Genomic DNA, 25037 nt, shown 5'->3' with positions numbered 1-25037 from the left:
GTCCCACTCCCATTGTTGCTTTCAATTATTATTTTAGTACTTACGGTTTAAATCATATTGAGGCTTGATAAATTAGAAAAAGCAGATATAAAAGTGTTAAGCACGTGTCAAAATAGTTCAGTTTTATTCTGTTTTGTTCGAAATAAAAAAGCCGAAAGCCTATAATAGCAGGCTTTTCGACTTTTATCAAAAGTTATATGACGTCCTGGGAGGGATACTATAAACCTTATAACGACGGGTTTCATGGGGTTTTGGGTCCCTAATGGGTCCCTAAAAATCACATTGCACTTATTATTTGCGTTGCTTTTTCATCTTCTTCTTTGTAAGTTTCTTCAAGTAAATGTGAATAAACTTCTGTGGTTACTGATATATTTTTATGTCCTAGTCTTTTCGAAATGTAATATATAGAAATGCCTTTGGCTAATAAATATGAACAGTGAGTGTGTCGCAGTGCGTGAGAAGTAATTTCTTTGATACCTAAATTGTTACAATATATTTTTAAACGTTTGTTAACTGCATTGTTTGTTAGTCCACCAAATATAGTTCCGTCAATTGTTCTAGGTAATTGATCAATAGACTTAATGATATGGTTCATATCTTTTTGACTAATAGACACGTAACGTGGTGACGAATCTGTTTTATGCTCATCAATATAAATTTCGCTTTTAACTTGATTAATATATTCACGTTTTAGATTTAAAGCACCACTTATGCGACAACCAGTACAAATCATAATGAATAGTACAAGTGATGACGCATTATCTTTAGTCATCAAATGCTGTTTTAATACTTCATAGTCTTTTAGATTGATATACTTACTATCTTCACTTTTGTTTGGGTTACTAGCTCTATAACTAACTTTAAAAGTAGGATTCTTTACTATAAGACCTTCGTATACTGCATCATCTAACGATGTTCTAATATAGCCGTTTAGCTTTCTAATAGATTCTTTAGAATGGTGTTTTGAAAATTCATTAATAAAATCTTGATAATGATATCTGGATAAGTCTTTCAGTTTCTTTTTACCGATAGGATGATTGTTGATGTGTTCAATTGCAGAGGCATAGGACTTATATGTTTTAGGTGTCACTGTTGATTTTTTAAACGTTTCGCACCAAGTTTTGAAATAGTCGTATAACGTTAATTTAGGTTCATATTCAATACCTTGTTTTAACTCATTTAACTTATCTAATCCTGCAGAGTTTGCCTCACGTTTCGTTCTGAAACCTTTCTTACGATATCGTTTCCCCTCATATTTAAACTCATATTGCCATTTTTTACCGTCATAACATCGTGTTTGCATGCTATCCCTCCTCAAAAAAGGTAAAAAATAATAAGGGTAGGCGGGCTACCCATAAATTATTCGTCTAAATGATCCACTGCATATTGAGCTTCTTCTGCGGTAAATTTCTCACCATAATCCGAAGTTAATTGATCATAAATAGCATCAGTAGACATGTCTTGTTGTTCTGCATAATCCTTAGCCTTTTCTAGTGCGTTCTTTTTATAATCAACTTTTAGATTATCCACAGCGTATTGAGCTGCATCAGCAGGGAATTTTTCACCATAATCTGAAGTTAATTGATCATAAATACCACTTTTAGACATATGCATCATTTCAGAATACGTCTCAGCTTTGTTTAATGCAGCTTTCTGTTCTCTAGTTGGTTTACTAGAAGTTTCTTCTTCTGTAGATTCTTCCTTATATGTAGATTTATCAGTAGAATCTAATTCATCATTAGATTCTTCAAATGCGTTTTCTTCAGAAGTAGTCTCTTCTTCGGTATCTAATTCATCATTAGATTCTTCTTTTGATTCAGAACTTTTCTTTTCAGTAGTTACTTCTTTCTTTGAAGATTCGTTATTTGATTCGGGTTGGCTTGTAAAATTGGTGATAGCTATTATAATAATTAAAACAGTAATTAAAATTTTAACCCAACGCTTCCAATCCATGTATTTCCACATTAGAAACAATCCTAATGGGAAAATAAAGATTAGAGTTAAAATAGTAAACCATGTGGATTTATACCACTTCTTTTTTTCAGACATAAAAATGTCCCCCTTAATTAATATTTTTATATTCAAAAACTCGCAATGGTTCAAATTGAATAACGTATTTACCATATCGAGTAGTTAAACCATGTTTTTGTTTATAATGTCCCAGTATCTCTACTATGTACTTTTCACTTAATTGAACATAATCAGCTAGTTCATATAAGCTACTTACACCATAGTTATGTGCCTCCACAATAATACGTAGGGGAAGTGCTGCCTCGTATCCATGACGTCTTGCGTAGTTTTCAAATTTGCGATTTATGTCTTTAGATTGATCTAAGATATTCCCATATGTAAGTTTGTGATGTGCTAGTTCTTCGTAGAGAACCTCTGCTTTGCGTGTTTCGGATAGGTTGCGTTTAATTAGAATTAAATCACCTAACCATAAACCGTGTAAGTCATTAGGCATAACATCTGTTTCTTTTACTTCTATGTAGTCATGCTCTATTAACAATTTTTCATATAACCCCATAAAAACACCCTTTATTTACGTTTACTTCTTATATAATCAGCATAATCTAAAACTCGTTGCCATTCGTCATCAGTTAATTCTCCCTCAAGATGAGCTGCACGATGTTGTACTTCAGTTTCTGGTTGTTTATTTTTTAACAATAAACTTTCTGGGGTAACATTCAATGCATTTGCGATTTCAGCTATATCTTCCATAGGTATTTTTCTACTACCATTTTCATATCTTGATAGTGTAGATTTATTAACACCTATTTTAGTTGCAAAATCAGTTAAATTTATATTGTTCTCTTTACGTAGCTGTTTTATTAATTTACCTATTTCTGCTGAAGTTCTCATTTTAAATTTACCTCCGTTTTGTCTATAACAGTATATTATCACTTTTCCATATAGGAAACAACTAGTATTTTAAGAAAGTAAAAAAATATTTTTTGAGATTATTGTTGACAATTAGGAAACAAGAGTTTAAGATTGAGTTAACTTCAAAAAACGGAGGTGACAAGATGTATGAGTTCAACGTCAAAAGAATGAAGGCTGAACGCATAGCTAAAGGCATTTCTCTTTCTGAGATGGCGGAAAAATTAGAGATGACACCAGGTACTTATTCAAAAAAAGAAAATGGGCATATTAGAATTAATGTTGACGATTTAGCAAAAGTTATTGAAGTGTTAGATTTGCCACAAGATAAATGCGGTATTTTTTTTACACGTTCAGTTTCCAAAACGTCAACAAAAGAACCACAAACAACTTAAAGGAGGAAATGGAATGTTCAAACGTAAAAAGAAAAACAGAATTGAATTAAAAGTCAATATAACAAACCGCAATGAACTAGATGAATTGCTGGAGACAATTCAAAAAGACATTGCAGTTTTAAAAGATGATTTTGATAAATTAGATCAATTTAAAATTACTTTCGATTTAGAGTAATCTCAACCCCACACTTCGGACAATTAGCTTTATAATTTCTGAATTTGAAAGTCGCTTTTTTATCACAAGCTGGACATTTCATTTTCTTATCAAATTTAGCTAATTGTTTATCCAAAGCTTTTCGAAAGTCCTTATCAAATTGTTTTTCATCAAATTCAATAGAAACATTTGACTTTTTAGCCATAGGCAACACCTCCCTTCATTAAGGGATAACCAAATTATACACGAAAGGAGCATCTAAGATGACGCAAACTTTAACCGTATCTGTACCAATACCAGACACGCACGTGCTTGTCTCTAAAGATGAATACGACGAGTTAATAAACTACTCACTAGACCCAGTTTGGGACTTAAAAGAATTGAAATGCAAATTGAAAATGTCATCTGACGAAACTATCAAAGATAGATTGTTGTTCAATCCGAAGTTTGAAAAATTACTTAAAAAGCAAGGCATCGCACATTATCCAGATGAAAGTTTGAACCGTTGGAGGTTTAACGCTAGAAAGATGAGTAAATTCATCGACGAACATTTCGAAGAAATACATGGAAAGGGGTGAAGAAATGACGAATGACGATAAAACGTTTGTACTAACAGGCTTTATGTTTATTGCAGTGTTCTTTCTATTATTAATCGCATTAAATGTGTTTATCACTAATGCAGCTGCAATTGCATTATTAGCATCAATGCTAACGTATCTGTTTTTCGACAAATTATTTTACGCACAAAAAAAGACTGATACCCACGCAATGAGTAACAGTCAAAATTTAACCAAAACACACAATTTAATTAAACCAAAATACACGAAGGAGGTCAACTATGGCCGAAACAATAGAGGTAAGTAAAAAGGATTTTAACAAATATTGTAAAGACAGTATCGACTTAGTTTTACTTGCTAATGATTATAAATTTTTAGAACGCCAGTATCAAAATGCGCAGGACCATATTGAAGAATTGCAAAACGACATCAAGTTTTATATGGAATTGTATCAAAGCGCAGATGCTAGAGCAGACAAAGCGAATAAAAGACTGGAGGAGTATATCGATGCAAGAGCCAATATTAAATTGTGAAGTAGAGTATCGCATTAAAGATAATTACTTTGGACGCTGGATCACTAATAAACCTACTGCTCAAGAATATGCTAATTACAATGCTTTAAGACGTAATGCTCGTAAATTCGATGGTTTGCAAGATATAGACATTGACTGGGATAAACACTTGATTGAAGTATCGAAAATTGAAACAAAAGAAACACGTAAAGTATACAGTTTTGAAGATTTGGAGGAGGTAAACAATGACGTTTAATATATCGAGCGCTAAAGATATTACCACAGACAAATCAACGTATTTAATTTATGCCAAACCAGGCACAGGTAAGACACACACAATTAATTTCTTACCCGGTAAAACACTTTATGTGAATGTGGACAAATCAGAACGACCTTTAAAAGGTAACGAGAATATCGACATTCTGAATTTTAATACCCATGATGCATGGGAAGAATGGGGCGAGTTGATGAAATGGTTTAACGATAACAAAGATATAGTTAATCAATACGACACAATTGTTATCGACAACATATCAGAGTTATTCCGCTCGATGCTCGCTAATCTAGGGCGTAATGGTAAAAACGAACGTGTACCCGAAATGTCACATTATCAACGTGTAGACTTCTTTACGATTGATAGCTTACGTTTCCTGCAATCTCTAGGAAAACGACTTGTATTTATTGCTTGGGAAACGAACTTTGAAAACTACACTCCAGCAGGTCAACAAATAACGCAAGCAGTACCAGACATTCGTACAACTATTCGTGATAATGTCGCAGGACTTTGCCAAGTTGTTGCTCGGTTAGTTTTCAATGAAAAATCAGGCAAACGTGGATTTATCTTAAGTCCTAGTAACAATGTATTTGCTAAAAATCAATTAGATAATAGAGAACATTGCTTGCAAGATGAGTTGTTTAAAGTCGGTGATGTGGATGACGGAGTTTAAACTCTATGACTATCAAGAAAACCTGGTTGATCAAGCAAGACATATATTGCTAAAAAAATCTGGTGTACTAATTCAAAGTCCTCCAGGAAGTGGTAAATCGGTCATGATTGCAGAAGTTGTAAAAAACGCTGTGAACAAAGGTAGTCAGATTCTGTTTATTGTTCATCGTAAAGAATTGAGTTATCAAATCGAGAACACTTTAAAAAAACATGGTGTTGATTTAACTCATGTAGATATCCTTTCAGAAAAACGTGCAAAAAATATTTTATCTGAACTTACACCACCTAAGATCATTGTTACTGACGAAACACATCATAGTAGAGCAAAAACCTACAAAGATATTTATGATTACTTTCCTAACGCTTTAAGAGTTGGCTTTACCGCAACTCCCTGGCGTGCTAATGGCAAAGGTTTTACAGATATTTACGATGAAATGGTAAAAGGACCAACTGTTGAATGGTTAATAAAAAATAAAAAACTTGCAGACTACGAATATAAAAGTGTGGTGCTTGCGGACGAAAGTAAGTTAAAGAAATCTAGAACGGGCGACTACACAAAGAAGTCAATGGATAATGCCATACCTAAGGCAATATACGGAAATATCGTTGAGAATTATATAAAGTTTGCTAACGGTCAAAAAACAATACTTTATGCCCACAGCGTTGAGACAAGTAAAGATATTGCAGAACAATTTAGAAATGCAGGTATCAATGCAGAACATGCAGACGCTAAAACAAGTGCAAACGAGCGTGACAGAATTATGTCCGATTTTAAAAACGGCACTATCAAAGTTTTATGCAATGTTGATTTAATCTCTGAAGGCTTTGACGTTCCAGATTGTACGTGTGTCATTTTAGCACGTCCTACTGATTCACTTGTTTTATTTATGCAGCAAGCTATGCGGTCCATGCGTTATCAACCTAACAAAAAAGCACTAATTATTGATCATGTCGGGAACTACGCTAGACATGGCTTGCCCGATACGCCTCATGATTGGAGTAAATATTTTAAAGGCTACAAAAAGAAGCGTAGTAAAAAAGAAAATGACGCACCTGCATTAGCAGAATGTACAGAATGTTTTACAGTTTTTGAAAGTAAATTAAAACGATGTCCCAATTGTGGCCATAAATTGGAACTTGAAGAACAAAAAGGTTTAGAACATAAACAAGCAGAACTTACAGACATTAAACCTTTCAAAGTTGATTACACACTTAAACGATATAGTAAAGATTTAAAAGATAAGAAGGATTTAAAGTCACTAGAAGATTATTATCTCTATACAAAAGCCAACAACTATAAAGAATCATGGATTAAATTTAATCATCCATATTACAAACAAGCACCATTTCCAGTCTTATACGCAGACTTAAAACCAATTAAACAAAAATATAATTATTAAGGAGATTTATTATTATGACATTATTTACAACAGATTATTCAAACTTAGAAAGTAACGATTTTAGCCCACTGCCAGAAGGAGAATACGAAGTTGTTATCAAGAGTGCAACAGAAAGAGCAACGAAGAATGGAAAAGAAGAAACACAACTTCAATTGGTAGTTAGAAACGATTTAAAGAAAACATCAGAATTACAAGCGAAATATGCTAATAGAGTAATTTTCGTTGATGAATGGAAACGCACAATCGACGGTCAATATAAATATAAAATGGATAACTTCATGCACTATTTAAACGGTGTAGGTGTGCCAGAGGGTACTGCAATTGAAAGTATTGAGCAATTACTTGAAATGTTCAGGGGTAAACCAGTCAGAGTGTTTGTAAAACAAGAAGAGAACGAATATAAAGGTGAAAAGCAAATCGTCAATCGTGTAGCGCCATGGAACTTTAAAAATACTAAATTTCCACAAGTGAATCATGAGTGGAAGTCAGATGATAAACCAGAACAAAATGCGTTTGCAGGTGGTGTAGATTTAAACAATGATGAATATCCTTTCTAATATTCCAGATGAATTAAAACGACTTAATAACTGGTGTGTGTGGAAGTTTGAAAAGCGTAATGGTAAACGTACAAAAATACCTTTTAATGCCGAAACTGGCGAGTTTGCTAAATCAAATGATAAAAGCACATGGTCTAGTTATGAAACAGCAGTCAATGCTAAAGGTGTCGATGGTATAGGGTTCTTTTTTGAACCCCCATACCTTGGCATTGATATTGATGATATTGATGATGATCTTCATAGATTTAAACAAGGCGATAAATTAGACAATATTGTTAGCGAATTTAACGAAGCTTTTAAAAGTTATACAGAAGTCAGTCCAAGTGGTAATGGCTTACACATTATTGTAAAAGGCAAGATACCCGGCAGTCGTCGCCGTAAAGGCAATATTGAAATGTACGATAGCGGTCGTTTTTTTACCATGACAGGTAAGTCAATCGGTAAATATAAAGATGTAACGGAAGTATCAAAGCAAGTATTCAAAACAATATATGATAAGTATTTACCAGATAACACAGTACAGTATCCAACTACAAACAATTATCAACAAAATATCCACAATTTGTCAGAAATCGATGTTATCAATGAAATCTACAAATCAAAGCAAGCTAAATTATTTGATGACTTAATGAAAGGTAACTACGAGCCTTATTACACCTCTCACTCGGAAGCAGATATGGCACTTGCAAATATACTAGCTTTCTGGTGTGCCAAAGATTACTCGCAAATGGATAGTATTTTTAGACAGTCAAATCTATACCGTGATAAGTGGGATGAAAAACGAAAGAACTCCACATACGGGGAACAAACTTTATTCAAAGCAATTAATGAAGCTAACAATATTTATACTCCTAAACAGCAAACAGATGACAACCCACTTAGATATGCATTAAGTAAATTATTTGATAATCAAGAAGAAACAAAAGAATATCCAATTCGAAGCTATGACGATACAGGCAATGCAGACCGATTTATAGATAGATACGGCAACCTTTACAAATATAGTTATATCGCTAATAAATTTTATATCTATGACGGTATGAAATGGAAGATTGATGATAAAGGGTCAATTCGTAAATTAATCGATGAAATGATTGAAAGTATTAAAAACGAAAAAGTACTTCATAGCGAAGATGTAACAGAAGAAGAAGCTAGAGAAGTCTTTCAAAAATATTATAAAAAGACACGTGGCACTCAAGCTAAAAAGAACATCATGAATGAACTCATGCATAGACGACCTGCTACACCTGACGACTTTGATAGAGACGACATGCTTATAAATGTCGCAAATGGTTATATCGATTTAACTTCAAGAGAACTTTATAAACACGATATCAATAAAATGTTTTCACAAATTACTAATACTGATTATACAGAAAAAATGCAACCAGCAGTATGGTTAGATTTCTTGAACGATATTTTTGCGGGTGATCAAAAAGTTATTCGATACATTCAAAAAGCATTAGGTTATTCACTTACAGGAAGTACAAGAGAACAAATCATGTTCATTCTATTTGGTAAGGGTCGTAATGGTAAAAGTATCTTTGTAGAAGTTATTTCTGAAATACTTGGGGACTATTCCAATAACATGCAAGCTAAATCATTGATGGTTAAGAAAAACGACAATGTTAATACCGACATTGCACGATTAAGTAAAGCGAGATTTGTCACCAGTTCTGAACCAAATGAGGGTTTTCGTTTTGATGAAGGTTTAATTAAACAGTTAACTGGTGGCGATAAAGTAACTGCGCGTTTCTTGTATGCTGAAGAATTTGAATATACACCTAAATTTAAAATATGGGTGTCTACTAACCACAAGCCGATTATTAGAGGAACAGATGACGGTATTTGGAGAAGGTTAGTTTTAATTCCATTCGATGTACAAATACCTGAAGAAAAAGTCGATAAAGATCTCAAGTATAAATTACTAAGAGAAGCACCGGCGATTTTAAATTGGATGGCCGAAGGTGCCTATATGTGGATGCAGGAAGGCTTAGAAATGCCAGATAAGTTGAAAGCAGCAAGTAAAGCGTATCGTACTGAAATGGACGTTATCGAACAGTTTATTGAAGATGAATGCAAACGAGTAGATGACGGCAGAGTTAAGGCGAACGAATTGTACAGTGTGTATAAAAATTGGGCGAATGAGAATAACGCTTACAAAATGAGCAATAAAGACTTCGGTCAAAAAATGAAAGAAAAATTTAAATCTAAAAGAATGAATACTGGAATGTACTATTTAGGTTTAGAAAAAAATTCTAAATATCCCGGATTGGAAACGTTATAAATCGTGTAGGGTGTAGGGTTAAAGTGTAGGGTAAAAATTACACTTTTGACCTTATGAACCCTATTATATCAAGGTTTTTATTTAACTTATAAAAAAAGTGTAGGGTGGTTAATGTAAAAGTCGTATACAAAAATAAAAGAAATATAAAAGTATAGAGAAACTTTTCTAGCGCCACCCTACACTTTTTCTTTCGAATGTAGAGCCAGTAAGGCTTGAGGGCTATTTTCACCCTACACCTTACTATACACCTTTCAAAAAAATGGAGGAATAACAATGGATAAAAAAATTATACAAATTATAAATACAAGTAGAAACATGAACGCTTTATATGATAACGAAGACGGAACTACATTTGAAAGTCCAATCGTTTGTTTAGCATTGGTTGAATTAGAAGATGGAGAAAGATACGTAGAATTGATGAGCATAACAGATGGTGACGGACATATTGATTTTTCTAGTATGGAAGAATCTAATTTTCTAGGTGTAAAATTTTATGACTGAACAAAAAATCCAAAACGAAATAATCTTAGCAATCAATCAACGTGGTCATAGACTTTGGAGAGCAAACGCTGGAAAAGTACAGACGAAAGATAACAGAATAATCAAATTACTTCCTAAAGGCTTTCCCGATACGTTCGGCTATCGTAAATCAGATGGCAAGTTTATCGCAATCGAAGTAAAAACAGAAAGTGGACGATTAAGACCTGAACAAAAGAAATTTAAAGCATTTGCAGAAACGCAAAACATTTTATATGGCGTAGCAAGAAGTGTGGAAGAAGCAATAAAAATAGTTGAGGAGGATTAACTATGCATGAAGAAACACTAAGATTAGCTTTCGATTTAACCGTCGAAGTAGAACAACCTATTTGGATAAACAAACATGCAGATAGAGAAAACTATATTGAACATTACTCGAATAGATATAAAAGCGACCCCGAAGACTTACTAGATAATATTAAAACCATTACTGACGTTAGTGTCAGTTACGCAGATTGGAAGTGACACCATGAAAAAAGTGAATTTAAAAGGTAAACGTTACAGATTGTGTGATGTGTACAAATATTTTGATGTATCTGATAGCACGGTTCGTAAGAGATATAACGAAGGCCTGCGTGGCCCAGAATTAATACACGGTAAAGGAGTATATGAATATGGTGCAGACGTACGAAAGAAATGAAAAAGAATTGAGTTCTAGACAGCTTTATTTTATTCAACAAGAAGAACTTAGACACGAAAGAGCGTTGAAACGTAAACGTAGAGAAGAACGTATTGCTAGGGCTAAACGTGCAGAACGTGAGGTTGCTAAGCATAGAGTGAACACTAGATACTTTAAAAATCTAGTACAAAACAATCTTATTGTTAAAGTCAAAACAGATCAATACGGCAATGTACAGAGGGGGTAGCGGAATGGAATTACATGAATTAAATAAAGGTGATGACATTTGGTTTAAATATCCTAAAGCTAAAACATCATTCCCGGCGGTTGTGGAAGAATTGAATTATAACTTTAATGGCGAACCTTACCTTATGGTGCGCGTTGGTAGTGAGTTAGTAAAGATTGATGATAGATACGACATAGTAAAGGTGTAGATGAAAATGACAATTATCAGTAATAAAAAAGTAGATATGGTAAACGAACCGCCACATTATCAGTTCGGTAAGTTCTCAGCACGAATGATTATCGAATTAGTAGGTAAGACGTACAAATCAGCGTCAGTATTTTATCACGTAGGGAATGCACTTAAATACTTAATGCGAGCGCCTAGAAAGAATGGTTTACAAGACTTACAGAAAGCTAAGCAAAGTGTGGAATTTGCGATAGAGAATTGGGAGTGATGGTATATGAGTGTTCATTTTAGCAGTAAATCAAATGAGTGGACTACACCGCAATATTTATTTGATGAATTGAATAAAGAATTTAATTTCACGTTAGATCCATGCGCAACTGACGAAAATGCTAAGTGTAGTAAATACTTCACTATTGAAGATGACGGTTTAAGTAAAGATTGGTCAAATGATGTTGTGTTCATGAACCCACCTTATGGAAGAGAAATAAAAAAATGGATCAAGAAAGCGTACGAAGAAAGTTTGAATGGTGCAACGGTTGTTTGTTTGATACCAGCAAGAACAGATACAACATACTGGCACGATTTTATTTTCGATAAAGCAGATGACATTAAATTTTTAAAAGGTCGCTTGAAGTTTGGAAATAGTAAAAATAGTGCGCCTTTCCCAAGTGCAATAGTCATTTATGAATGTAAGGAGGCAAAACAATGATCTATTTAGGTGGTGACATGCTAAGTATAGGCCAACAGATGCGTCGTGAGTGGGAAAAACAAGAGTTACAACGATTAGGCTTTAAAGTGTACGCACCACACGACGATAAGGATATCAATGATAAAGCGAATGCTAATCAAGATAAACTGGCAGAACGCATTGTGTTTAATGACACACTAGGCATGGAGGTAAGTGATGTCATGATATTCGACTACTTACCTCATGCACAAGGGACAATTTGCGAAATGGGGTATGCACAGCACCTCAAAAGAGCAAGTGAGAAGGATATTAAGATTTATGTTCAATGTACTGACATTAGACAAGGGACAGGACATATTTCAGATGAACAAGATCGTGCAGAGTTCAGTATCAATCAATATGTGTATGGCGTAATTATGGATATCACTGATGGTAGAGGTGTTCAAACGTTTGATGAGATATGTGAGGAGTTAATCTCATGATACTTAGCGATACAATCAACCAACGCTATCGCTACAACACACATGCCAAGACACCTACACAGATACAACAGGAGTTACGCAAGCTAGGTGTCAACGGCTTTGTGGTTAAGGTGGCAGGAAAAGTTAGTGAGTGTGACATAAAAAGGAACAGGGAGTGTTTGAGATGATACCTAAATTTAGAGAGTGGGATAAAGAAAGACACGATACAGAATATGCAGAGGGTATGAGCTATGGTGAGCAAAAAGATTTTGATATGGGTTTTACTATTTGGTTTGACCATATGGAAGATTTAGATTTAGTCAATGGTGACGGTAGCATAGATAGGGTTGTTATGATGTCGTCTGGTTTAAAAGACATGCGCGGTGTCGAAATATACGAAAAAGATATTGTCAGAGATATTTATGGAGATAAATATTTAATTGAATGGTTAGACGGAGGATTTGTCTTAACTGAGTTTTATATTGGTGGATACGACCATTATAACATTGATGATTCGACTGAATATGAAGTTATTGGCAATATCTACGAAAACCCAGAATTATTGGAGGACGAGTGATATGGGACCTGATACAAAAGAATATTACGAATTGCAATCAGATATTTGGTTTAACGAATGTTGGAAGCGTATGAAAGAACGTGACGCTTATAAAAAACAACGTGATGAACTCATCAATGATATGGAAGAAGTTAAAAGGAAGGCAAAAGCGTTTGATGAAATGGTTAAGATTTACAACCAAAAGAACGACTTACCAAGTGATGAAATTTTCATGATAATGGGATATTGCATAAGTGATTTGGAGCGTGGTAGTGATGGATGAACTAGAAATAGTGTCAGATTATCTTTCAAAAGATACATTTGAAGTGACAAAAGAAAGTGCTAGTAACTTAGTTTCAGAATTACAAAGCCATAAATTTACTATTGAAGATCAACAACGTGAATTGAACAAGTTGGGCTTAATCAAACGTGAACACGCTAAGTGGTTACATGGCAAAATTACAGTTGTGCAATTTGCTTATAACGTGGAAGAGATACTGAATAAATTGGAGGAACAATAAATGAACACATTAGAATTTAAAAAGTTATCAAAAGACGCAACTGAACCAGAACGTGGTCGATTAGATGCAGGGTATGACATCTTCGCAGCAGAAACAGTAATACTTGAGCCACAAGAAAAAGCAGTGATTAAAACAGATGTAGCAGTAAACATACCAGAAGGGTATGTAGGGCTATTAACCTCAAGAAGTAGTGTAAGTAGCAAGACACATTTAGTGATTGAAACAGGCAAGATAGACGCAGGGTTTCAGGGGAATATGAAGATTAATATTAAGAATGATGATTTACCGAGAGTGCCTAATTTACGTCAGGCTAAGTATAAGGATTTAGAAAATTACTATATTAAAACAAATGAAAAAGAAACATATAGACTTGGCACTTACAAAATCAATAAAGGCGATAAACTCGCACAACTCGTTATCGTACCTATTTGGACACCAGAGTTAAAAGAAGTAGAGGAGTTTAGTTATGTGTCAGAGAGAGGGGCAGACGGGTTTGGATCAACAGGATACTAAAGACATAGTAGCAGAGATTAAAAGAATACTTCGCAAAGAGTAACGAGGAGTAATGAAGAGTAAAACGGAGTAACGAGGAGTAGATAAAGTGAGTAATTTTATCGGAAGTTTCAACATGCCTAAACAACAATTAAAAGAATTATCTGATGCAAAGTTAGCTATGCACTTTACGTATATGGAAGAACGGTTTAAGCAATTGAACAAAATGAAGTTCGATTGCAAATTACCATTAGGAAGAGATGAATATGAAATTTTAACAGTACCTAGCAAAACTCAGAAAGAATTTAAAAATATATTCAGACAAGTGATGAAAGATAAAATCGCAGAGGCACATAAAGAATTTGTAAAACGTAATATCGGAACATACGAAAGTAATGTAAAAGAGGTGCTGGAGTAATGACACAATTCCTAATCAGAGAATTTACGGATAGCACAGGTTATGTGCATGTAAATGTAGAACAACCTAGAGAGAATGAGAAGATTTATATTGTAGAAGCGAATAGTAAAGAGCAGGCAAAACTAAGACATACTGCCAACAAGTTTAAAGAAATGTTCAGAGTTTTAGGTAATGGTATGAAAAATTTATCAAGAAAGCTAGGTGGTAGGAATGATTAAACACATACTCAAAGATTTATTCTTAATCGCTATGTATGAGTTAGGGAAGTATCTCACTTCTCTACTCATCATTATTTTAGAAAGCGAAGATGATATTGATACTGCACCTAAAGACTTTGCTAGTGAGTGGGATCAGATTGATTTGAATAAAATCAAAGTAGAGGTGAGTGAGTAGTATGAGTTGGATAAGTTTAACAGCAACGTTAATTATGTTCATTATGTGGATGTTTACTATGCATAAGTGGAAGGAAGCAGGAAGAAAACTAGAAAGTAAAGGAATAGAAAATCTCAACTTAAAAAGAGGTGTAGGATATTGGAAAAATTTAGCTGAAAAACGTAGAACTGAATTAATCACAAATGAAATCAAAGCTGAATATGAATGGATGAATGAATACGAAGTAGAGTATCAAACGGACACGACTGGTAAATATATAGTAGAAGTTAATGAAGGTATTTACTTAAGAAAAGCTATGCTCACAACACATAGAAATGTTGAAGTTGTTTATACCTTTACAGACGACTTCGAAAAAGCTAGTAAGTTTAAAGATGCTGAAGAGTGTAAAAAAATAGCTAAACAATGTAAAGGTAAAGTTTTATACGATAGTACTAATTGGGAGATAGTAGATTGAGCTGGTGGATAATTTTAATACCAGTCGCTTATCTAGTATGGATATGTATAAAGAGTAAGGGGGAAGGTAAGTGATAACGATTGAACGTCATGATATTAGAAAGTTAGAAGAATATATCCAACATGTAGAACGTTATCGTAAGGAATTGAAGGTTTGTGAGTATGAATTGCTAGAAAACCACGAACCAGAGAATGTAAATGCTGGGAAAAGTAATTTACCTGGCAATCCGATTGAACGTCAGACGATTAAGAAATTAAGTAACAAACGATACGTGATGTTAAGTAATATCGTGAATGGCGTTGATAAGTTAGTAGAAGAAGCAGACGAAGATACACTCGATATGATCAACAAACGATATTGGGAGTGTCCGATTGGTTGTTATGAGTGGGAAGACTTAGCTGAATACTTTGGAACAAGTAAATCAAGTATATTGAGACGACGTAACGCAATGATTAATAAGTTAGCTGAATTAATTGGTTACGTGTAAATGGACTTGAAAGGCGTATAAGTCCGCGCAAAAAGTCGTTATTATGATACTGTAAGAACTATCCACACGAACCCTCGTTTTGAGGTAGCTGGTTAGTTCTCAATGAAAGTGATTAAGTTTGGTAATGGTCATAGTGGCCAGCCACTGATTGCTTGAGTGCCTATCCGTTGGGTAGGTACTTTTTCTCCTTTCTGGATAAACTTGATTTTGCATTATTAATTACCTCCCATATGTGACTATTCGAGAGAAACTCGAGTAGTCTTTTTTTATTAAATTGAAAGTGGTGTGAAAATGGAGGAAAAATACAACGTAACTATTAACACTGTTGACGGTAAAAGTGAAATTTATTTACTTATGAGCGAAAGAAACGAAGATGAAATTTTAGAACGCTTCATAGATGTTGTTAGTGATGAAAAGTTTTTAACAACAGGTAAAAAAATAATAGCAACTAAGCAAATAGTATCAATTAAAGTAGAAGAGTATGATGATAAAAGGCACTTTTAATTAGGTGCTTTTTATTACAAATTTAAAGAGTATTTAACGTAAAGTAGGTGGTAGCATAAGATGACGAAAATGCTAAACAATGCTAATTTTGACGACTTTTTAAAGTTGAGCGAAAAACAGCAGAAGTATATAGAAATAAAGAACGAAACAGGACAAACAGATAAAACTATTGCTAAAAAAATTGGCGTCGATACTACGACGATTAGCAGATGGAAAAGAAAAGAAGAATATCAGCTAGGTTTAAAAGGGTATCAAGCATATTATCTTAGTGAAAAAACGCCCCAAGCACTTTTAACTATGACAAGATTATTAAATGCTAGAAGTGAATTGGTAAGATTTCAAGCTGCAAAAGATATACTTGATCGTTCTGGTTATAACCCAGTTGATAAACAAGAAATTGAAACGAATGCGACGGTAATTTTCCATGACAGCACCAATTAATTTAGATATTGCAGATTTGATACCTAAACATTTTCACGATTTATGGCGAGCAACTAAAGACCCTAACATACTTAACATAGTAGCAAAGGGTGGTCGTGGTAGTGGCAAGTCGTCTGATATATCAATCATCATTACTCAATTGATTATGCGTTACCCAATGAATGCAGTAGTTGTACGTAAAACAGATAACACACTAGCAACATCTGTATTTGAACAGATTAAGTGGGCGATTGAAGAACAAAAAGTATCACACTTGTTCAAAGTTAAAGTATCGCCAATGGAAATCACATTCATACCGAGAGGGAACAGGATTATCTTTAGGGGTGCGCAGAACCCGGAGCGACTAAAGTCGTTAAAAGATAGTCGGTTCCCTTTTTCTATTATGTGGATAGAAGAATTAGGCGAGTTTAAAACAGAAGATGAAGTGACTACGATTACTAACTCAATGTTGCGTGGTGAGTTAGACGAAGGTCTATTCTACAAATTTTATTTCTCCTACAACCCAGCTAAGCGTAAGCAACACTGGGCTAATAAGAAATACGAAACGTCATTCCAACCAGATAACACATTCGTGCATCATTCAACGTACTTGAATAACCCTTTTATATCTAAACAGTTTATACAAGAGGCAGAGAGTGCTAAACAACGTAACGAATTAAGGTATCGTTGGGAGTATTTAGGTGAGGCGATTGGTAGTGGTGTTGTACCGTTTAACAATCTTCGTATCGAAAAGATACCAGACGACTTATATAACTCATTCGATAATATCCGTAACGCAGTTGACTTTGGTTATGCTACTGACCCTTTAGCTTTTGTACGTTGGCATTATGACAAGAAAAAACGCATCATCTACGCAGTTGATGAACATTATGGTGTGCAAATAAGCAATAGGGAGTTTGCTAACTGGTTGAAAAAGAAAGGTTATCAATCTGATGAGATATACGCAGATAGTGCAGAACCTAAATCTATTGCAGAGTTAAAGCAAGAACATGGCATCAGACGTATTAAAGGTGTTAAGAAAGGTCCAGATAGTGTGGAACATGGGGAACAATGGCTTGATGATTTAGACGCTATTGTGATTGATCCAACACGTACGCCTAATATAGCAAGAGAATTTGAAAATATTGATTACGAAACAGACAAAGACGGTAACGTCAAACCAAGATTAGAAGATAAGGATAACCATACAATTGATGCTACACGTTACGCATTAGAACGTGATATGCGTCAAAATCATATGAACATATTAAGGTAGGTGATTACTATTCGTTGGCCATGGGAACGACCATATTACGAAGAAATAACAGAACAGTTAGCGCCTAAAGTTGAAACACAGGAAGAGATGATTGTGCGATTAGTACAAAATCATCAGAAAGACATTGAGCGTATATCAACAGGGCAACGCTATTATGACAAAGATAATGACATTTATAGACAAAGGTATAAATATGACTTAGACGGCAATCTTGACATAGATAAACCAGATTGGCGTATTACTACTAACTATCATCAAAACTTAGTAGACCAGAAAGTAGCCTATCTTGTTACAAACCCAGTTAGTTACTCATGCGAGAACGAAAAGATACTAGATACAATACATCAGGTACTAGATAATCGTTGGGATAATGAGTTGATTGATGTACTCACTGCTGCAAGTAACAAAGGTGTTGAGTGGGTTCAACCATATATTGATGAGAATGGTGATTTCAAGTTGTTCAGAGTACCTGCTGAGCAATCTATACCGATTTGGACTGATAGCAAGAGAGATACACTACAAGCTTTTATACGTGTGTTTAAATTAAATGATGAAACTAAAGTAGAATACTGGACCGATACTGATGTTACATACTATGTGTATGAGAATGGGTCATTAATCAATGATTATTATTATGGTGAGAACAACAAGCAAACGCACTTCTCAACTGGCAGTTGGGGTCGCGTACCATTTATTCCATTCAAAAACAACTCGGAAGAGGTATCTGATATTTGGCAATACAAAACGATTATTGATGCTATCGATAAACGTTTATCTGATACACAAAATATGTTTGATGAAAGTGCAGAGTTGATTTATATCTTGCGTGGCTATGAAGGCGAAGACCTTAAAGAGTTTATGCAGGGTTTAAAATACTACAAAGCAATCAATGTAGATAGTGAAGGTGGCGTAGAGACGATACAAGTTGAAGTGCCAGTCGCTAGTACAAAAGAATATCTTGATATGATGCGCCAGAACATTATGGAGTTCGGGCAAGGTGTCGATTTCCAAACAGATAAATTCGGCTCTGCACCTAGTGGTATAGCGCTCAAATTCTTGTACGGTAACTTAGATTTAAAAGCTAATAAGTTAAAGAATAAAGCTACTGTTGCTATTCAAGAATTGATTGAGTTTATTGTCGATTTTTACAAATTAAAAGTAGATCCAAAAGATATTGAAATTACATTCAATTTCAACAGAATGATGAATGATTTAGAACAATCACAAATTGCTGCACAATCTCAATATCTATCTAAAGAAACAATCGTGAGACATCACCCTTGGGTTGATGACCCTACTGCAGAAATGGAACGTATCGAGCAGGAACAACTTGAACTCAATACACAGTTGCCAGATATCGATGACGGAGGTGCTGTGAATGGCGAGCAAGAACAACCAGAACAAAAGCAATCCGAAGATAAACAACCAAAATGATATCGATAACTATATAGAATATTTGATTAGCGATGCAGAAAAAGAAATTGAGATACTATTTGCTAACCGTTTAAAAGTAATTAAACAAGAAATAGCAGATATGTACGAGAAGTATCAAACCGATGACCCACACGTTACGTGGACTGAATTTAATAAGTACAACAGGCTCAATAAAGAACTTACGCGTATAGGCGAGATGTTGACGGAAGATTACAGAGAAGTTACTAAAACCATCCGTCAGGCACAACAAAACGCTTATATCGAAAAGTTTTTAATGAGCCTTTATTTATATGAAATGGCTAGTCAAACATCTATGCAGTTTGATGTGCCTACTGCGTCTGTAATCAATAACGCAATCGAGCAACCAATTGAGTTTATTAAGTTGGCACCTACATTACAAAAACATCGCGATGAAGTGCTTAAAAAGATACGTATACACATCACACAAGGCATTATGAGCGGTGAAGGTTATTCTAAGATAGCTAAAGCGTTACGTGATGATATAGGTATGACGAAAGCACAATCACAACGTGTAGCACGTACAGAGGCAGGTAGAGCAATGTCACAAGCAGGGCTTGATAGTGCCAAAGTTGCTAAAGTTAACGGTTTAACAGGCATGAAAAAACGTTGGTTAGCTACTAAAGATAATAGAACACGTGATACACATCGTCATTTAGATGGGAAAGCGATTGAAATCGATGATAACTTCCACTCGTCTGGCTGTATCGGACAAGCGCCTAAATTGTTTGTAGGTGTAGCTAGTGCTAAAGAGAATATCAATTGTCGTTGTAAATTATTATATTACTTTGATGAAGATGAATTACCTACTGTCATGAGAACGAAAGATGACGGAGTTATTCCATTCGTGACATATCGTGAGTGGGAAAAACAGAAACGGAAAGGTAGTAGCTAACTACTCGACCTGAAGTAAGTCGTTAAACTGCTTCTTTTATTTTAATCTTTCGTGTCGTAACACGTTAAAAACGTAAAAGGAGTAGTTAAATATGGACTTATATGCATTGTTAGGACAATTTAAAGACGGTGAAATCGATAAACAAAAAGTAATTGACGCTATTGATGAAAGTAAATCTGGAATGGTTCCACGTTCTCGTTTAAATGATAAAAACGCAGAAATTGAGGAACTTAAAGCCGAAATTACTAACCGTGACAATCAAATTGTCGAATTACAAAACTCTGTGAAAGATGATAGCGAGTTGCAAAAAGAACTCGAAGAAGTAAAACAAAGTAACGCAGAGTGGCAGGATAAGTACAAGCAATCACAACTGAATAACGCTGTTAAGTTGGCCGTTGCTAAAGATGCAAATGATGCTGACGACATTCTAGCTTTCGTCAACAAAGATGAGTTGGAATTACAAGATGACGGCACTGTTAAAGGTTTAGATAAAGCAATTGAAATGCTTAAAGAGACTAAACCTTATTTATTTGCTGATAACAAGCCGGTAGGTAATAAACCTGCAGACGGCGAAACAATGCAAACAGGCATTACAAAAGAACAATTCGACAGCATGAGCGTTGCAGAACGTACCGAATTGTTTATTAACGATCGTGCTACTTACGACAAATTAGTCGAATAATATTAAGAAAGAGGTTATAACATGGCTCAAGGAACAACAACATTAAGTACGCAAATCGTACCTGAAGTATTAGCGCCAATGATGCAAGCTGAATTAGATAAAAAATTACGTTTTGCATCTTTTGCAGAAATTGATAATACATTAGTAGGACAACCTGGAGATACAATCACATTCCCTGCGTTTGTATACAGTGGAGATGCAACAGTCGTACCGGAAGGTGAAAAAATTCCAGTAGACAAAATCGAAACAAACAAACGTGAGGCTAAAATCCATAAAATTGGTAAAGGTACTCATATCACAGATGAGGCTTTACTATCAGGATACGGTGACCCTCAAGGCGAGGCGGTACGTCAACATGGTAAGGCTATTGCAAACAAAGTTGATGACGATGTGCTAGAAGCTTTAAGAGGTACAAAATTAACAGTTAGTGCAGATGTGGGTACATTGGCTGGTTTAGAAACTGCAATTGATAAATTTGAAGATGAAGATTTAGAACCAATGGTTTTATTTGTAAATCCTAAAGATGCTGGTAAATTACGTGCTAGTGCATCTGAAAACTTTACTCGTGCAACTCAATTAGGTGACGATATTATCGTTAAAGGTGCGTTTGGTGAGGCCTTAGGTGCTATCATTGTACGTGCTAAAAAATTAAACGAAGGAGAAGCTATTTTAGCTAAAAAAGGTGCTGTTAAACTAATCACTAAACGTGATTTCTTCTTAGAACCAGACCGTGACCCTTCAACTAAAACAACTTATTTATACAGTGATAAACATTATGTAGCTTACCTTTACGATGAAAGTAAAGCAGTTAAGATTACTAAAGGCGCAGGCACTGGAGCATAAGGAGTGATTAATAGTGACGTATAAAGTAATCAAGTATTTTACAGACTTACAAGATAATAACCATGCGTATCATGTAGGAGATCCGTTTCCACGTGCTGGTTTAGATGTAAGTAAAGAACGATTAACTGAATTATCCACTGATAATAACCGTCAAAACAAGCCTTTAATAGAGCGCGTAGAAGAGCAAACTGACTATTCTGGTATGAAAGTATCAGAGTTGAAAGAGTTGGCTAAACAACGTGATATTGAAGGCTTTTCTCATATGAAAAAGTCTGAACTTATCGACGCATTAGAAGGTGCAGAATAATGGATGCACTTGATGTAAAAATGCTAAATCAAACGCCTGTTGATGACACTTCACATGATGATGAAATAGATATGCTTATCCCTAAGTATTTGAAGTTAGCAGAAGAATATTGCAACCAAACTTTTGACGTTAAACATTTACCTACTGGCGTTGAGAAATTTATTGCTGAATGTATTAAATATAGTGCAAACGGCAATATCTCATCACGTTCTATGGGTACGGTTAGCTATACTTTTGTAACTGAAATGCCTAAAGCGACATATAACCATTTAAAACCATTCAGAAAACTAAGATGGAGTGGTTACCATGTTTAACCCATACGATGAATTTCCACATGCTATTTCAAAAGGTCGAATTGAAGTAATAGGTGATTTCAAGTTTAAAAAAGAGCGCTACAAGAGCGAAAAAATTATAAAAGGCTTTATGGATACACCTACAACTTCAGAACAACTTAAATATCATCAAATGTCATCTGAATACGACAGAAACCTATATGTACCTTATGACCTACCAATAAACGATAACGATTATTTTAAATACGAGGGTAAAATCTTTGGTATTGTAGGTGAACCTGTCGACCAGGGTGGCCAACATGAGATTAAGTTAATTCGACTGAAAGAGGCACCTTATGGCTAAAGTGAAATATGGCGCAGATAGTTTAGTCGTTGAGTTAGAACGTTATCAAAAAGATGTAGAAAAGCGGGCAAAAAAAGGTATAGCTAAAACTACAATGAAGATATATAACACTGCTATTAATCTTATGCCGGTAGATACTGGTTACTTGAGAGAAAGCACTTCCGTAGATTTTAGAAACGGAGGTTTGACTGGTGTTATAAGTATAGGTAGTGAGTACGCTATATACGTAAACTACGGCACAGGTATATATTCGACGGGGCCTGGTGGTTCGCGTGCTAAAAAGATACCGTGGCATTATAAAGACGCAGACGGTAAATGGCATACTACTAAAGGTCAACACGCTCAACCTTTTTGGGAGCCTGCTATTGACGCAGGTAGAGAAACATTCAATAAATATTTTTCATAAAAGGCGGTTAAAAATATGTGGGTATCGGTTGAACCTGAACTTACAAGTAGGTTATACGAAACATTAAAAACAGACCCTATCATTAACAAATTAGTTGGTGATAGGGTTTTTGATGTCGTTCAAGATGATGTGCGATACCCATATATTGTTGTGGGTGAAAGCAACGTCACTAATAACGAAAGTAGTGCGAATATGCGTGAGACGGTAGGTATCGTCTTTCATGTATATTCGCAATATCCAACACAGTACGAGGCCAAGCTATTAATTAGCGCTATTGGTTATGTGTTGAACAAACCAATTGAGATAGATAATTACGAATTTAGATACAGTCGTATTGATAGCCAAGCGGTATTTCCTGATATAGACAGATTTACCAAGCATGGCACAATACGGCTTTTATTTAAATACAGACATAAAACTAAGAGAGAGGAAGTGTAAGCATGGCTCAAAAGAATTACTTAGCAGTAGTTAGACCAGCTAAAGATAAATTAGATCCAACTGACGCTTTGCTATTAGCTGACTTACAAGAAGGTGGCCACACAATTGAGAATGACTTGGCTGAAATCATTCGTGGCGGTAAAACAGATTATGGTGTAAATGCCGTTTCTGAAGAGTTTAAACTCGCTATCGGCAATATTCCTGGTGATAAAGGAATTGAACAAGTTAAAAAAGCGATTAAAAATGGCGAGCAGTTACGCGTTTGGCTTTATGAACGTAACAAACGTGATGATGGTAAATATCATGGTGTGTTTGCCTACACAGTGCCGGAAAGTTACGAAATGTCGTTCGATGATGAAGATAACAAAATTGAATTAACGTTAAAAGTTAAATGGAACTCAGCAGAAGGAACTGAAGCTAATCTACCACCAGAATGGTTTGAGGCAGCAGGCGCACCTACTGTTGAATACGAAAGTTTTGCGGAAAAAGTTGGTTCATTTGAAGAACAGCAAGCAGCTGCTTCAAGTGGCACTGGCGCTTAATTATATATTTAGGGGACATCTGTCCCCTTATTTTTTTATATAAAATTTGAAAAGAGGTATACATTTTGACTGAATTTAATCCAATTACAACGCTTACAATCAATGATAATGAAGTAGAAGCTAAAGCATTATTTGCGTTTGACATTAAAGCAAAGAAGTTTGCCGAAGATACAAAAGATAAGGACGGCAAAACGGTTACTACACCTGGTTTTAATGTGATTTACAACGGTATTTTAGAACGCGATACAGTTGCTATTGCTAATTTTTGGGAATGCGCTACCGCATATTTAGGCAAAAATGCACCTTCTAGAGATGAAATTGAAACAGCTTTAATTGAAATCATTGAAGAAAAAGAGGACACAATCGAATTATTACAAGGTGCTTTAGATGTATTAAATAATAGTGGTTTTTTCAAGCAAAAATCTCGAGGGTTCTGGACGCAAATGAACAAAGCGCCACAAATGGCGAAAGGCGAGGACAAAGAGACAACAAAAGCTGGCATCGAGTTTATGAAAGAGAATTACAAAGAAATCATGAACGTGGAACCTTACTCAACTATTCAGAAATAAGACAATTAACGAGTAGGTATATCGGTTATTTACCTGAAAATGAACTGATGATGATGTCACCTAATGAATGGAAAGACTGGATAATTGGTGGCCAAGATAAGGTTTTAGATCAGAAGGAGTTAATGATACAAGTTGCTCAAGCTAATGGCCTTGTACAAGCTGGTAAATCATTAAAACGAATGACTAGAGATGTTGAACGTCAACGATATGAAATACGCAACCCTGGTAGTTATGAACGTATTAAACGTGCAGAACTTGAACATGAAAAACGTAGACGTGAATTATTCAAATCAGGTACTAAACGTTGGCTAGAACAACAAAAACAGAAAGGAGAGTGAATA

48 protein-coding genes are annotated in these 25037 nt (G+C 34.9%); 43 read left to right on the top strand and 5 right to left on the bottom strand.

What is annotated here, in order from left to right:
- Nucleotides 1-277 precede the first annotated feature (277 nt).
- The 4 genes from JVV30_RS01100 to JVV30_RS01085 are packed head-to-tail and all read right to left on the bottom strand — an operon-like array spanning nucleotide 278 to nucleotide 2862.
- A complete protein-coding gene (locus JVV30_RS01100) occupies nucleotides 278-1303 on the bottom strand; it encodes a tyrosine-type recombinase/integrase (protein WP_204193083.1) in 1026 nt (341 codons plus the stop codon).
- A 56-nt stretch (nucleotides 1304-1359) separates the two neighbouring features.
- Entirely contained in the window at nucleotides 1360-2049 is a 690-nt protein-coding gene (locus JVV30_RS01095) for an Ltp family lipoprotein (RefSeq protein WP_204193080.1), read from the bottom strand.
- A gap of 13 nt (nucleotides 2050-2062) precedes the next feature.
- Nucleotides 2063-2527: an ImmA/IrrE family metallo-endopeptidase gene (locus JVV30_RS01090; protein ID WP_204193075.1), complete on the bottom strand. Its 465-nt coding sequence runs from the start codon at nucleotides 2525-2527 to the stop codon at nucleotides 2063-2065.
- Between the two features lie 11 nt (nucleotides 2528-2538).
- Nucleotides 2539-2862, bottom strand: a complete 324-nt coding sequence (locus JVV30_RS01085; RefSeq protein WP_053023437.1) for a helix-turn-helix domain-containing protein — start codon at nucleotides 2860-2862, stop codon at nucleotides 2539-2541.
- Nucleotides 2863-3026: 164 nt separating this feature from the next.
- Here JVV30_RS01085 and JVV30_RS01080 point away from each other — a divergent pair, with 164 nt between their 5' ends.
- Together JVV30_RS01080 and JVV30_RS01075 are read left to right on the top strand one after the other, a co-directional pair.
- Complete coding sequence (locus JVV30_RS01080; protein ID WP_204193071.1) at nucleotides 3027-3275, top strand: helix-turn-helix domain-containing protein; 249 nt, start codon at nucleotides 3027-3029, stop codon at nucleotides 3273-3275.
- Nucleotides 3276-3288: 13 nt separating this feature from the next.
- Nucleotides 3289-3450 (top strand): hypothetical protein, encoded by a 162-nt coding sequence (locus tag JVV30_RS01075; protein WP_193839502.1) that lies wholly within the window; start codon nucleotides 3289-3291, stop codon nucleotides 3448-3450.
- Here JVV30_RS01075 and JVV30_RS01070 read toward each other — a convergent pair.
- Nucleotides 3431-3634, bottom strand: coding sequence for a hypothetical protein (locus tag JVV30_RS01070; protein ID WP_204193068.1), 204 nt, complete (start codon nucleotides 3632-3634; stop codon nucleotides 3431-3433). The two genes, JVV30_RS01075 and JVV30_RS01070, sit on opposite strands and share 20 nt — an antisense overlap.
- A 58-nt stretch (nucleotides 3635-3692) precedes the next feature.
- Between JVV30_RS01070 and JVV30_RS01065 the strand changes: the two genes are divergently transcribed.
- The 41 genes from JVV30_RS01065 to JVV30_RS00865 all read left to right on the top strand — a co-directional run bounded on the left by JVV30_RS01065 (nucleotide 3693) and on the right by JVV30_RS00865 (nucleotide 25034).
- Nucleotides 3693-4007, top strand: coding sequence for a DUF771 domain-containing protein (locus tag JVV30_RS01065; protein WP_204193066.1), 315 nt, complete (start codon nucleotides 3693-3695; stop codon nucleotides 4005-4007).
- A gap of 4 nt (nucleotides 4008-4011) precedes the next feature.
- On the top strand, nucleotides 4012-4293 hold the full coding sequence (locus tag JVV30_RS01060) for a hypothetical protein (protein ID WP_204193064.1): 282 nt from the start codon (nucleotides 4012-4014) through the stop codon (nucleotides 4291-4293).
- Complete coding sequence (locus tag JVV30_RS01055) at nucleotides 4268-4519, top strand: hypothetical protein (protein ID WP_204193061.1); 252 nt, start codon at nucleotides 4268-4270, stop codon at nucleotides 4517-4519. The genes JVV30_RS01060 and JVV30_RS01055 overlap by 26 nt, the downstream gene beginning before the upstream one ends.
- The gene (locus tag JVV30_RS01050) at nucleotides 4494-4754 is read left to right on the top strand and encodes a DUF2483 family protein (protein WP_204193059.1); all 261 of its coding nucleotides are present in this window, start codon (nucleotides 4494-4496) and stop codon (nucleotides 4752-4754) included. The genes JVV30_RS01055 and JVV30_RS01050 overlap by 26 nt, the downstream gene beginning before the upstream one ends.
- Nucleotides 4744-5445 carry an AAA family ATPase gene (locus JVV30_RS01045; RefSeq protein ID WP_204193057.1) on the top strand — a complete coding sequence of 234 codons (702 nt, stop codon included), beginning with the start codon at nucleotides 4744-4746 and terminating at the stop codon, nucleotides 5443-5445. Before JVV30_RS01050 ends, JVV30_RS01045 begins: the two co-directional genes overlap by 11 nt.
- Nucleotides 5426-6844, top strand: coding sequence for a DEAD/DEAH box helicase (locus JVV30_RS01040; protein ID WP_239469272.1), 1419 nt, complete (start codon nucleotides 5426-5428; stop codon nucleotides 6842-6844). The genes JVV30_RS01045 and JVV30_RS01040 overlap by 20 nt, the downstream gene beginning before the upstream one ends.
- A 14-nt stretch (nucleotides 6845-6858) precedes the next feature.
- Nucleotides 6859-7401 carry a DUF669 domain-containing protein gene (locus JVV30_RS01035; RefSeq protein WP_204193054.1) on the top strand — a complete coding sequence of 181 codons (543 nt, stop codon included), beginning with the start codon at nucleotides 6859-6861 and terminating at the stop codon, nucleotides 7399-7401.
- On the top strand, nucleotides 7382-9688 hold the full coding sequence (locus JVV30_RS01030; protein ID WP_204193049.1) for a phage/plasmid primase, P4 family: 2307 nt from the start codon (nucleotides 7382-7384) through the stop codon (nucleotides 9686-9688). The genes JVV30_RS01035 and JVV30_RS01030 overlap by 20 nt, the downstream gene beginning before the upstream one ends.
- A 273-nt stretch (nucleotides 9689-9961) precedes the next feature.
- Entirely contained in the window at nucleotides 9962-10189 is a 228-nt protein-coding gene (locus tag JVV30_RS01025) for a hypothetical protein (protein WP_204193046.1), read from the top strand.
- Nucleotides 10182-10493 carry a VRR-NUC domain-containing protein gene (locus JVV30_RS01020; protein WP_204193042.1) on the top strand — a complete coding sequence of 104 codons (312 nt, stop codon included), beginning with the start codon at nucleotides 10182-10184 and terminating at the stop codon, nucleotides 10491-10493. The genes JVV30_RS01025 and JVV30_RS01020 overlap by 8 nt, the downstream gene beginning before the upstream one ends.
- Nucleotides 10494-10495: 2 nt before the next feature.
- A complete protein-coding gene (locus JVV30_RS01015; RefSeq protein ID WP_204193038.1) occupies nucleotides 10496-10690 on the top strand; it encodes a hypothetical protein in 195 nt (64 codons plus the stop codon).
- The gene (locus JVV30_RS01010; RefSeq protein ID WP_204193150.1) at nucleotides 10665-10865 is read left to right on the top strand and encodes a hypothetical protein; all 201 of its coding nucleotides are present in this window, start codon (nucleotides 10665-10667) and stop codon (nucleotides 10863-10865) included. The genes JVV30_RS01015 and JVV30_RS01010 overlap by 26 nt, the downstream gene beginning before the upstream one ends.
- A complete protein-coding gene (locus JVV30_RS01005; RefSeq protein ID WP_107623521.1) occupies nucleotides 10840-11091 on the top strand; it encodes a hypothetical protein in 252 nt (83 codons plus the stop codon). The genes JVV30_RS01010 and JVV30_RS01005 overlap by 26 nt, the downstream gene beginning before the upstream one ends.
- 4 nt (nucleotides 11092-11095) lie before the next feature.
- On the top strand, nucleotides 11096-11278 hold the full coding sequence (locus JVV30_RS01000; protein ID WP_053018526.1) for a hypothetical protein: 183 nt from the start codon (nucleotides 11096-11098) through the stop codon (nucleotides 11276-11278).
- A gap of 6 nt (nucleotides 11279-11284) precedes the next feature.
- A complete protein-coding gene (locus tag JVV30_RS00995) occupies nucleotides 11285-11524 on the top strand; it encodes a DUF3310 domain-containing protein (RefSeq protein ID WP_204193036.1) in 240 nt (79 codons plus the stop codon).
- Nucleotides 11525-11530: 6 nt separating this feature from the next.
- On the top strand, nucleotides 11531-11965 hold the full coding sequence (locus tag JVV30_RS00990) for a DNA N-6-adenine-methyltransferase (RefSeq protein ID WP_204193034.1): 435 nt from the start codon (nucleotides 11531-11533) through the stop codon (nucleotides 11963-11965).
- Complete coding sequence (locus JVV30_RS00985; protein ID WP_204193031.1) at nucleotides 11962-12426, top strand: nucleoside 2-deoxyribosyltransferase; 465 nt, start codon at nucleotides 11962-11964, stop codon at nucleotides 12424-12426. Before JVV30_RS00990 ends, JVV30_RS00985 begins: the two co-directional genes overlap by 4 nt.
- Nucleotides 12427-12589: 163 nt before the next feature.
- Nucleotides 12590-12982, top strand: a complete 393-nt coding sequence (locus JVV30_RS00980; RefSeq protein ID WP_204193029.1) for a YopX family protein — start codon at nucleotides 12590-12592, stop codon at nucleotides 12980-12982.
- Nucleotides 12983-13052: 70 nt separating this feature from the next.
- Entirely contained in the window at nucleotides 13053-13244 is a 192-nt protein-coding gene (locus JVV30_RS00975) for a hypothetical protein (protein WP_204193139.1), read from the top strand.
- Nucleotides 13237-13482, top strand: coding sequence for a hypothetical protein (locus JVV30_RS00970; RefSeq protein ID WP_204193026.1), 246 nt, complete (start codon nucleotides 13237-13239; stop codon nucleotides 13480-13482). Before JVV30_RS00975 ends, JVV30_RS00970 begins: the two co-directional genes overlap by 8 nt.
- Nucleotides 13483-13995 (top strand): dUTP diphosphatase, encoded by a 513-nt coding sequence (locus tag JVV30_RS00965; RefSeq protein WP_204193021.1) that lies wholly within the window; start codon nucleotides 13483-13485, stop codon nucleotides 13993-13995.
- 88 nt (nucleotides 13996-14083) lie between these two features.
- On the top strand, nucleotides 14084-14392 hold the full coding sequence (locus tag JVV30_RS00960; RefSeq protein WP_204193017.1) for a hypothetical protein: 309 nt from the start codon (nucleotides 14084-14086) through the stop codon (nucleotides 14390-14392).
- Nucleotides 14392-14610, top strand: a complete 219-nt coding sequence (locus tag JVV30_RS00955) for a DUF1381 domain-containing protein (protein ID WP_204193014.1) — start codon at nucleotides 14392-14394, stop codon at nucleotides 14608-14610. The genes JVV30_RS00960 and JVV30_RS00955 overlap by 1 nt, the downstream gene beginning before the upstream one ends.
- On the top strand, nucleotides 14603-14785 hold the full coding sequence (rinB, locus tag JVV30_RS00950; protein ID WP_204193009.1) for a transcriptional activator RinB: 183 nt from the start codon (nucleotides 14603-14605) through the stop codon (nucleotides 14783-14785). Before JVV30_RS00955 ends, rinB begins: the two co-directional genes overlap by 8 nt.
- A gap of 1 nt (nucleotide 14786) precedes the next feature.
- Complete coding sequence (locus JVV30_RS00945; protein WP_204193006.1) at nucleotides 14787-15239, top strand: hypothetical protein; 453 nt, start codon at nucleotides 14787-14789, stop codon at nucleotides 15237-15239.
- Nucleotides 15240-15309: 70 nt separating this feature from the next.
- Entirely contained in the window at nucleotides 15310-15726 is a 417-nt protein-coding gene (locus JVV30_RS00940) for a transcriptional regulator (RefSeq protein WP_204193003.1), read from the top strand.
- A gap of 291 nt (nucleotides 15727-16017) precedes the next feature.
- On the top strand, nucleotides 16018-16230 hold the full coding sequence (locus JVV30_RS00935; protein WP_204193001.1) for a hypothetical protein: 213 nt from the start codon (nucleotides 16018-16020) through the stop codon (nucleotides 16228-16230).
- Between the two features lie 60 nt (nucleotides 16231-16290).
- Nucleotides 16291-16671, top strand: coding sequence for a phBC6A51 family helix-turn-helix protein (locus tag JVV30_RS00930; protein WP_107609837.1), 381 nt, complete (start codon nucleotides 16291-16293; stop codon nucleotides 16669-16671).
- A complete protein-coding gene (locus JVV30_RS00925) occupies nucleotides 16655-17926 on the top strand; it encodes a PBSX family phage terminase large subunit (protein ID WP_204192997.1) in 1272 nt (423 codons plus the stop codon). The genes JVV30_RS00930 and JVV30_RS00925 overlap by 17 nt, the downstream gene beginning before the upstream one ends.
- The gene (locus tag JVV30_RS00920) at nucleotides 17927-19360 is read left to right on the top strand and encodes a phage portal protein (protein ID WP_343283844.1); all 1434 of its coding nucleotides are present in this window, start codon (nucleotides 17927-17929) and stop codon (nucleotides 19358-19360) included.
- Nucleotides 19305-20273, top strand: coding sequence for a phage head morphogenesis protein (locus JVV30_RS00915; protein WP_204192995.1), 969 nt, complete (start codon nucleotides 19305-19307; stop codon nucleotides 20271-20273). Before JVV30_RS00920 ends, JVV30_RS00915 begins: the two co-directional genes overlap by 56 nt.
- Nucleotides 20274-20364: 91 nt before the next feature.
- Complete coding sequence (locus tag JVV30_RS00910) at nucleotides 20365-20955, top strand: phage scaffolding protein (protein WP_204192992.1); 591 nt, start codon at nucleotides 20365-20367, stop codon at nucleotides 20953-20955.
- Between the two features lie 21 nt (nucleotides 20956-20976).
- Complete coding sequence (locus JVV30_RS00905; protein ID WP_204192989.1) at nucleotides 20977-21798, top strand: N4-gp56 family major capsid protein; 822 nt, start codon at nucleotides 20977-20979, stop codon at nucleotides 21796-21798.
- A gap of 13 nt (nucleotides 21799-21811) precedes the next feature.
- Entirely contained in the window at nucleotides 21812-22105 is a 294-nt protein-coding gene (locus tag JVV30_RS13450; protein ID WP_204192985.1) for a Rho termination factor N-terminal domain-containing protein, read from the top strand.
- Nucleotides 22105-22419 carry a phage head-tail connector protein gene (locus JVV30_RS00895; protein WP_204192982.1) on the top strand — a complete coding sequence of 105 codons (315 nt, stop codon included), beginning with the start codon at nucleotides 22105-22107 and terminating at the stop codon, nucleotides 22417-22419. The genes JVV30_RS13450 and JVV30_RS00895 overlap by 1 nt, the downstream gene beginning before the upstream one ends.
- Nucleotides 22412-22741: a phage head closure protein gene (locus JVV30_RS00890; RefSeq protein WP_049394911.1), complete on the top strand. Its 330-nt coding sequence runs from the start codon at nucleotides 22412-22414 to the stop codon at nucleotides 22739-22741. The genes JVV30_RS00895 and JVV30_RS00890 overlap by 8 nt, the downstream gene beginning before the upstream one ends.
- A complete protein-coding gene (locus JVV30_RS00885) occupies nucleotides 22734-23147 on the top strand; it encodes an HK97-gp10 family putative phage morphogenesis protein (protein WP_204192979.1) in 414 nt (137 codons plus the stop codon). Before JVV30_RS00890 ends, JVV30_RS00885 begins: the two co-directional genes overlap by 8 nt.
- Before the next feature lie 15 nt (nucleotides 23148-23162).
- Entirely contained in the window at nucleotides 23163-23585 is a 423-nt protein-coding gene (locus JVV30_RS00880) for a DUF3168 domain-containing protein (protein ID WP_204192975.1), read from the top strand.
- Between the two features lie 2 nt (nucleotides 23586-23587).
- Nucleotides 23588-24127 carry a phage tail protein gene (locus JVV30_RS00875; RefSeq protein ID WP_204192972.1) on the top strand — a complete coding sequence of 180 codons (540 nt, stop codon included), beginning with the start codon at nucleotides 23588-23590 and terminating at the stop codon, nucleotides 24125-24127.
- 65 nt (nucleotides 24128-24192) lie between these two features.
- A complete protein-coding gene (locus tag JVV30_RS00870; protein WP_204192969.1) occupies nucleotides 24193-24696 on the top strand; it encodes a tail assembly chaperone in 504 nt (167 codons plus the stop codon).
- Nucleotides 24697-24743: 47 nt separating this feature from the next.
- Nucleotides 24744-25034 (top strand): hypothetical protein, encoded by a 291-nt coding sequence (locus JVV30_RS00865; protein ID WP_204192966.1) that lies wholly within the window; start codon nucleotides 24744-24746, stop codon nucleotides 25032-25034.
- Nucleotides 25035-25037: the final 3 nt, after the last annotated feature.

The organism is Staphylococcus sp. GDY8P47P (genome assembly GCF_016892225.1).
In the GTDB taxonomy this organism is placed as follows: domain Bacteria; phylum Bacillota; class Bacilli; order Staphylococcales; family Staphylococcaceae; genus Staphylococcus; species Staphylococcus borealis.
The sequence above is the reverse complement of the archived record's forward strand: the minus strand, read 5'-3'. Positions and strand labels throughout refer to the sequence as shown.

What these genes read in the sequence shown, in the direction of transcription:
- JVV30_RS01100 (WP_204193083.1), bottom strand. Translation starts at nt 1,303, where the DNA reads ATGCAAACACGATGTTATGACGGTAAAAAATGGCAATATGAGTTTAAA.
- JVV30_RS01095 (WP_204193080.1), bottom strand. Translation starts at nt 2,049, where the DNA reads ATGTCTGAAAAAAAGAAGTGGTATAAATCCACATGGTTTACTATTTTA.
- JVV30_RS01090 (WP_204193075.1), bottom strand. Translation starts at nt 2,527, where the DNA reads ATGGGGTTATATGAAAAATTGTTAATAGAGCATGACTACATAGAAGTA.
- JVV30_RS01085 (WP_053023437.1), bottom strand. Translation starts at nt 2,862, where the DNA reads ATGAGAACTTCAGCAGAAATAGGTAAATTAATAAAACAGCTACGTAAA.
- JVV30_RS01080 (WP_204193071.1), top strand. Translation starts at nt 3,027, where the DNA reads ATGTATGAGTTCAACGTCAAAAGAATGAAGGCTGAACGCATAGCTAAA.
- JVV30_RS01075 (WP_193839502.1), top strand. Translation starts at nt 3,289, where the DNA reads ATGTTCAAACGTAAAAAGAAAAACAGAATTGAATTAAAAGTCAATATA.
- JVV30_RS01070 (WP_204193068.1), bottom strand. Translation starts at nt 3,634, where the DNA reads ATGGCTAAAAAGTCAAATGTTTCTATTGAATTTGATGAAAAACAATTT.
- JVV30_RS01065 (WP_204193066.1), top strand. Translation starts at nt 3,693, where the DNA reads ATGACGCAAACTTTAACCGTATCTGTACCAATACCAGACACGCACGTG.
- JVV30_RS01060 (WP_204193064.1), top strand. Translation starts at nt 4,012, where the DNA reads ATGACGAATGACGATAAAACGTTTGTACTAACAGGCTTTATGTTTATT.
- JVV30_RS01055 (WP_204193061.1), top strand. Translation starts at nt 4,268, where the DNA reads ATGGCCGAAACAATAGAGGTAAGTAAAAAGGATTTTAACAAATATTGT.
- JVV30_RS01050 (WP_204193059.1), top strand. Translation starts at nt 4,494, where the DNA reads ATGCAAGAGCCAATATTAAATTGTGAAGTAGAGTATCGCATTAAAGAT.
- JVV30_RS01045 (WP_204193057.1), top strand. Translation starts at nt 4,744, where the DNA reads ATGACGTTTAATATATCGAGCGCTAAAGATATTACCACAGACAAATCA.
- JVV30_RS01040 (WP_239469272.1), top strand. Translation starts at nt 5,426, where the DNA reads ATGTGGATGACGGAGTTTAAACTCTATGACTATCAAGAAAACCTGGTT.
- JVV30_RS01035 (WP_204193054.1), top strand. Translation starts at nt 6,859, where the DNA reads ATGACATTATTTACAACAGATTATTCAAACTTAGAAAGTAACGATTTT.
- JVV30_RS01030 (WP_204193049.1), top strand. Translation starts at nt 7,382, where the DNA reads ATGATGAATATCCTTTCTAATATTCCAGATGAATTAAAACGACTTAAT.
- JVV30_RS01025 (WP_204193046.1), top strand. Translation starts at nt 9,962, where the DNA reads ATGGATAAAAAAATTATACAAATTATAAATACAAGTAGAAACATGAAC.
- JVV30_RS01020 (WP_204193042.1), top strand. Translation starts at nt 10,182, where the DNA reads ATGACTGAACAAAAAATCCAAAACGAAATAATCTTAGCAATCAATCAA.
- JVV30_RS01015 (WP_204193038.1), top strand. Translation starts at nt 10,496, where the DNA reads ATGCATGAAGAAACACTAAGATTAGCTTTCGATTTAACCGTCGAAGTA.
- JVV30_RS01005 (WP_107623521.1), top strand. Translation starts at nt 10,840, where the DNA reads ATGGTGCAGACGTACGAAAGAAATGAAAAAGAATTGAGTTCTAGACAG.
- JVV30_RS01000 (WP_053018526.1), top strand. Translation starts at nt 11,096, where the DNA reads ATGGAATTACATGAATTAAATAAAGGTGATGACATTTGGTTTAAATAT.
- JVV30_RS00995 (WP_204193036.1), top strand. Translation starts at nt 11,285, where the DNA reads ATGACAATTATCAGTAATAAAAAAGTAGATATGGTAAACGAACCGCCA.
- JVV30_RS00990 (WP_204193034.1), top strand. Translation starts at nt 11,531, where the DNA reads ATGAGTGTTCATTTTAGCAGTAAATCAAATGAGTGGACTACACCGCAA.
- JVV30_RS00985 (WP_204193031.1), top strand. Translation starts at nt 11,962, where the DNA reads ATGATCTATTTAGGTGGTGACATGCTAAGTATAGGCCAACAGATGCGT.
- JVV30_RS00980 (WP_204193029.1), top strand. Translation starts at nt 12,590, where the DNA reads ATGATACCTAAATTTAGAGAGTGGGATAAAGAAAGACACGATACAGAA.
- JVV30_RS00975 (WP_204193139.1), top strand. Translation starts at nt 13,053, where the DNA reads ATGAAAGAACGTGACGCTTATAAAAAACAACGTGATGAACTCATCAAT.
- JVV30_RS00970 (WP_204193026.1), top strand. Translation starts at nt 13,237, where the DNA reads ATGGATGAACTAGAAATAGTGTCAGATTATCTTTCAAAAGATACATTT.
- JVV30_RS00965 (WP_204193021.1), top strand. Translation starts at nt 13,483, where the DNA reads ATGAACACATTAGAATTTAAAAAGTTATCAAAAGACGCAACTGAACCA.
- JVV30_RS00955 (WP_204193014.1), top strand. Translation starts at nt 14,392, where the DNA reads ATGACACAATTCCTAATCAGAGAATTTACGGATAGCACAGGTTATGTG.
- rinB (WP_204193009.1), top strand. Translation starts at nt 14,603, where the DNA reads ATGATTAAACACATACTCAAAGATTTATTCTTAATCGCTATGTATGAG.
- JVV30_RS00945 (WP_204193006.1), top strand. Translation starts at nt 14,787, where the DNA reads ATGAGTTGGATAAGTTTAACAGCAACGTTAATTATGTTCATTATGTGG.
- JVV30_RS00935 (WP_204193001.1), top strand. Translation starts at nt 16,018, where the DNA reads ATGGAGGAAAAATACAACGTAACTATTAACACTGTTGACGGTAAAAGT.
- JVV30_RS00930 (WP_107609837.1), top strand. Translation starts at nt 16,291, where the DNA reads ATGACGAAAATGCTAAACAATGCTAATTTTGACGACTTTTTAAAGTTG.
- JVV30_RS00925 (WP_204192997.1), top strand. Translation starts at nt 16,655, where the DNA reads ATGACAGCACCAATTAATTTAGATATTGCAGATTTGATACCTAAACAT.
- JVV30_RS00915 (WP_204192995.1), top strand. Translation starts at nt 19,305, where the DNA reads ATGGCGAGCAAGAACAACCAGAACAAAAGCAATCCGAAGATAAACAAC.
- JVV30_RS00910 (WP_204192992.1), top strand. Translation starts at nt 20,365, where the DNA reads ATGGACTTATATGCATTGTTAGGACAATTTAAAGACGGTGAAATCGAT.
- JVV30_RS00905 (WP_204192989.1), top strand. Translation starts at nt 20,977, where the DNA reads ATGGCTCAAGGAACAACAACATTAAGTACGCAAATCGTACCTGAAGTA.
- JVV30_RS00895 (WP_204192982.1), top strand. Translation starts at nt 22,105, where the DNA reads ATGGATGCACTTGATGTAAAAATGCTAAATCAAACGCCTGTTGATGAC.
- JVV30_RS00890 (WP_049394911.1), top strand. Translation starts at nt 22,412, where the DNA reads ATGTTTAACCCATACGATGAATTTCCACATGCTATTTCAAAAGGTCGA.
- JVV30_RS00885 (WP_204192979.1), top strand. Translation starts at nt 22,734, where the DNA reads ATGGCTAAAGTGAAATATGGCGCAGATAGTTTAGTCGTTGAGTTAGAA.
- JVV30_RS00880 (WP_204192975.1), top strand. Translation starts at nt 23,163, where the DNA reads ATGTGGGTATCGGTTGAACCTGAACTTACAAGTAGGTTATACGAAACA.
- JVV30_RS00875 (WP_204192972.1), top strand. Translation starts at nt 23,588, where the DNA reads ATGGCTCAAAAGAATTACTTAGCAGTAGTTAGACCAGCTAAAGATAAA.
- JVV30_RS00865 (WP_204192966.1), top strand. Translation starts at nt 24,744, where the DNA reads ATGATGATGTCACCTAATGAATGGAAAGACTGGATAATTGGTGGCCAA.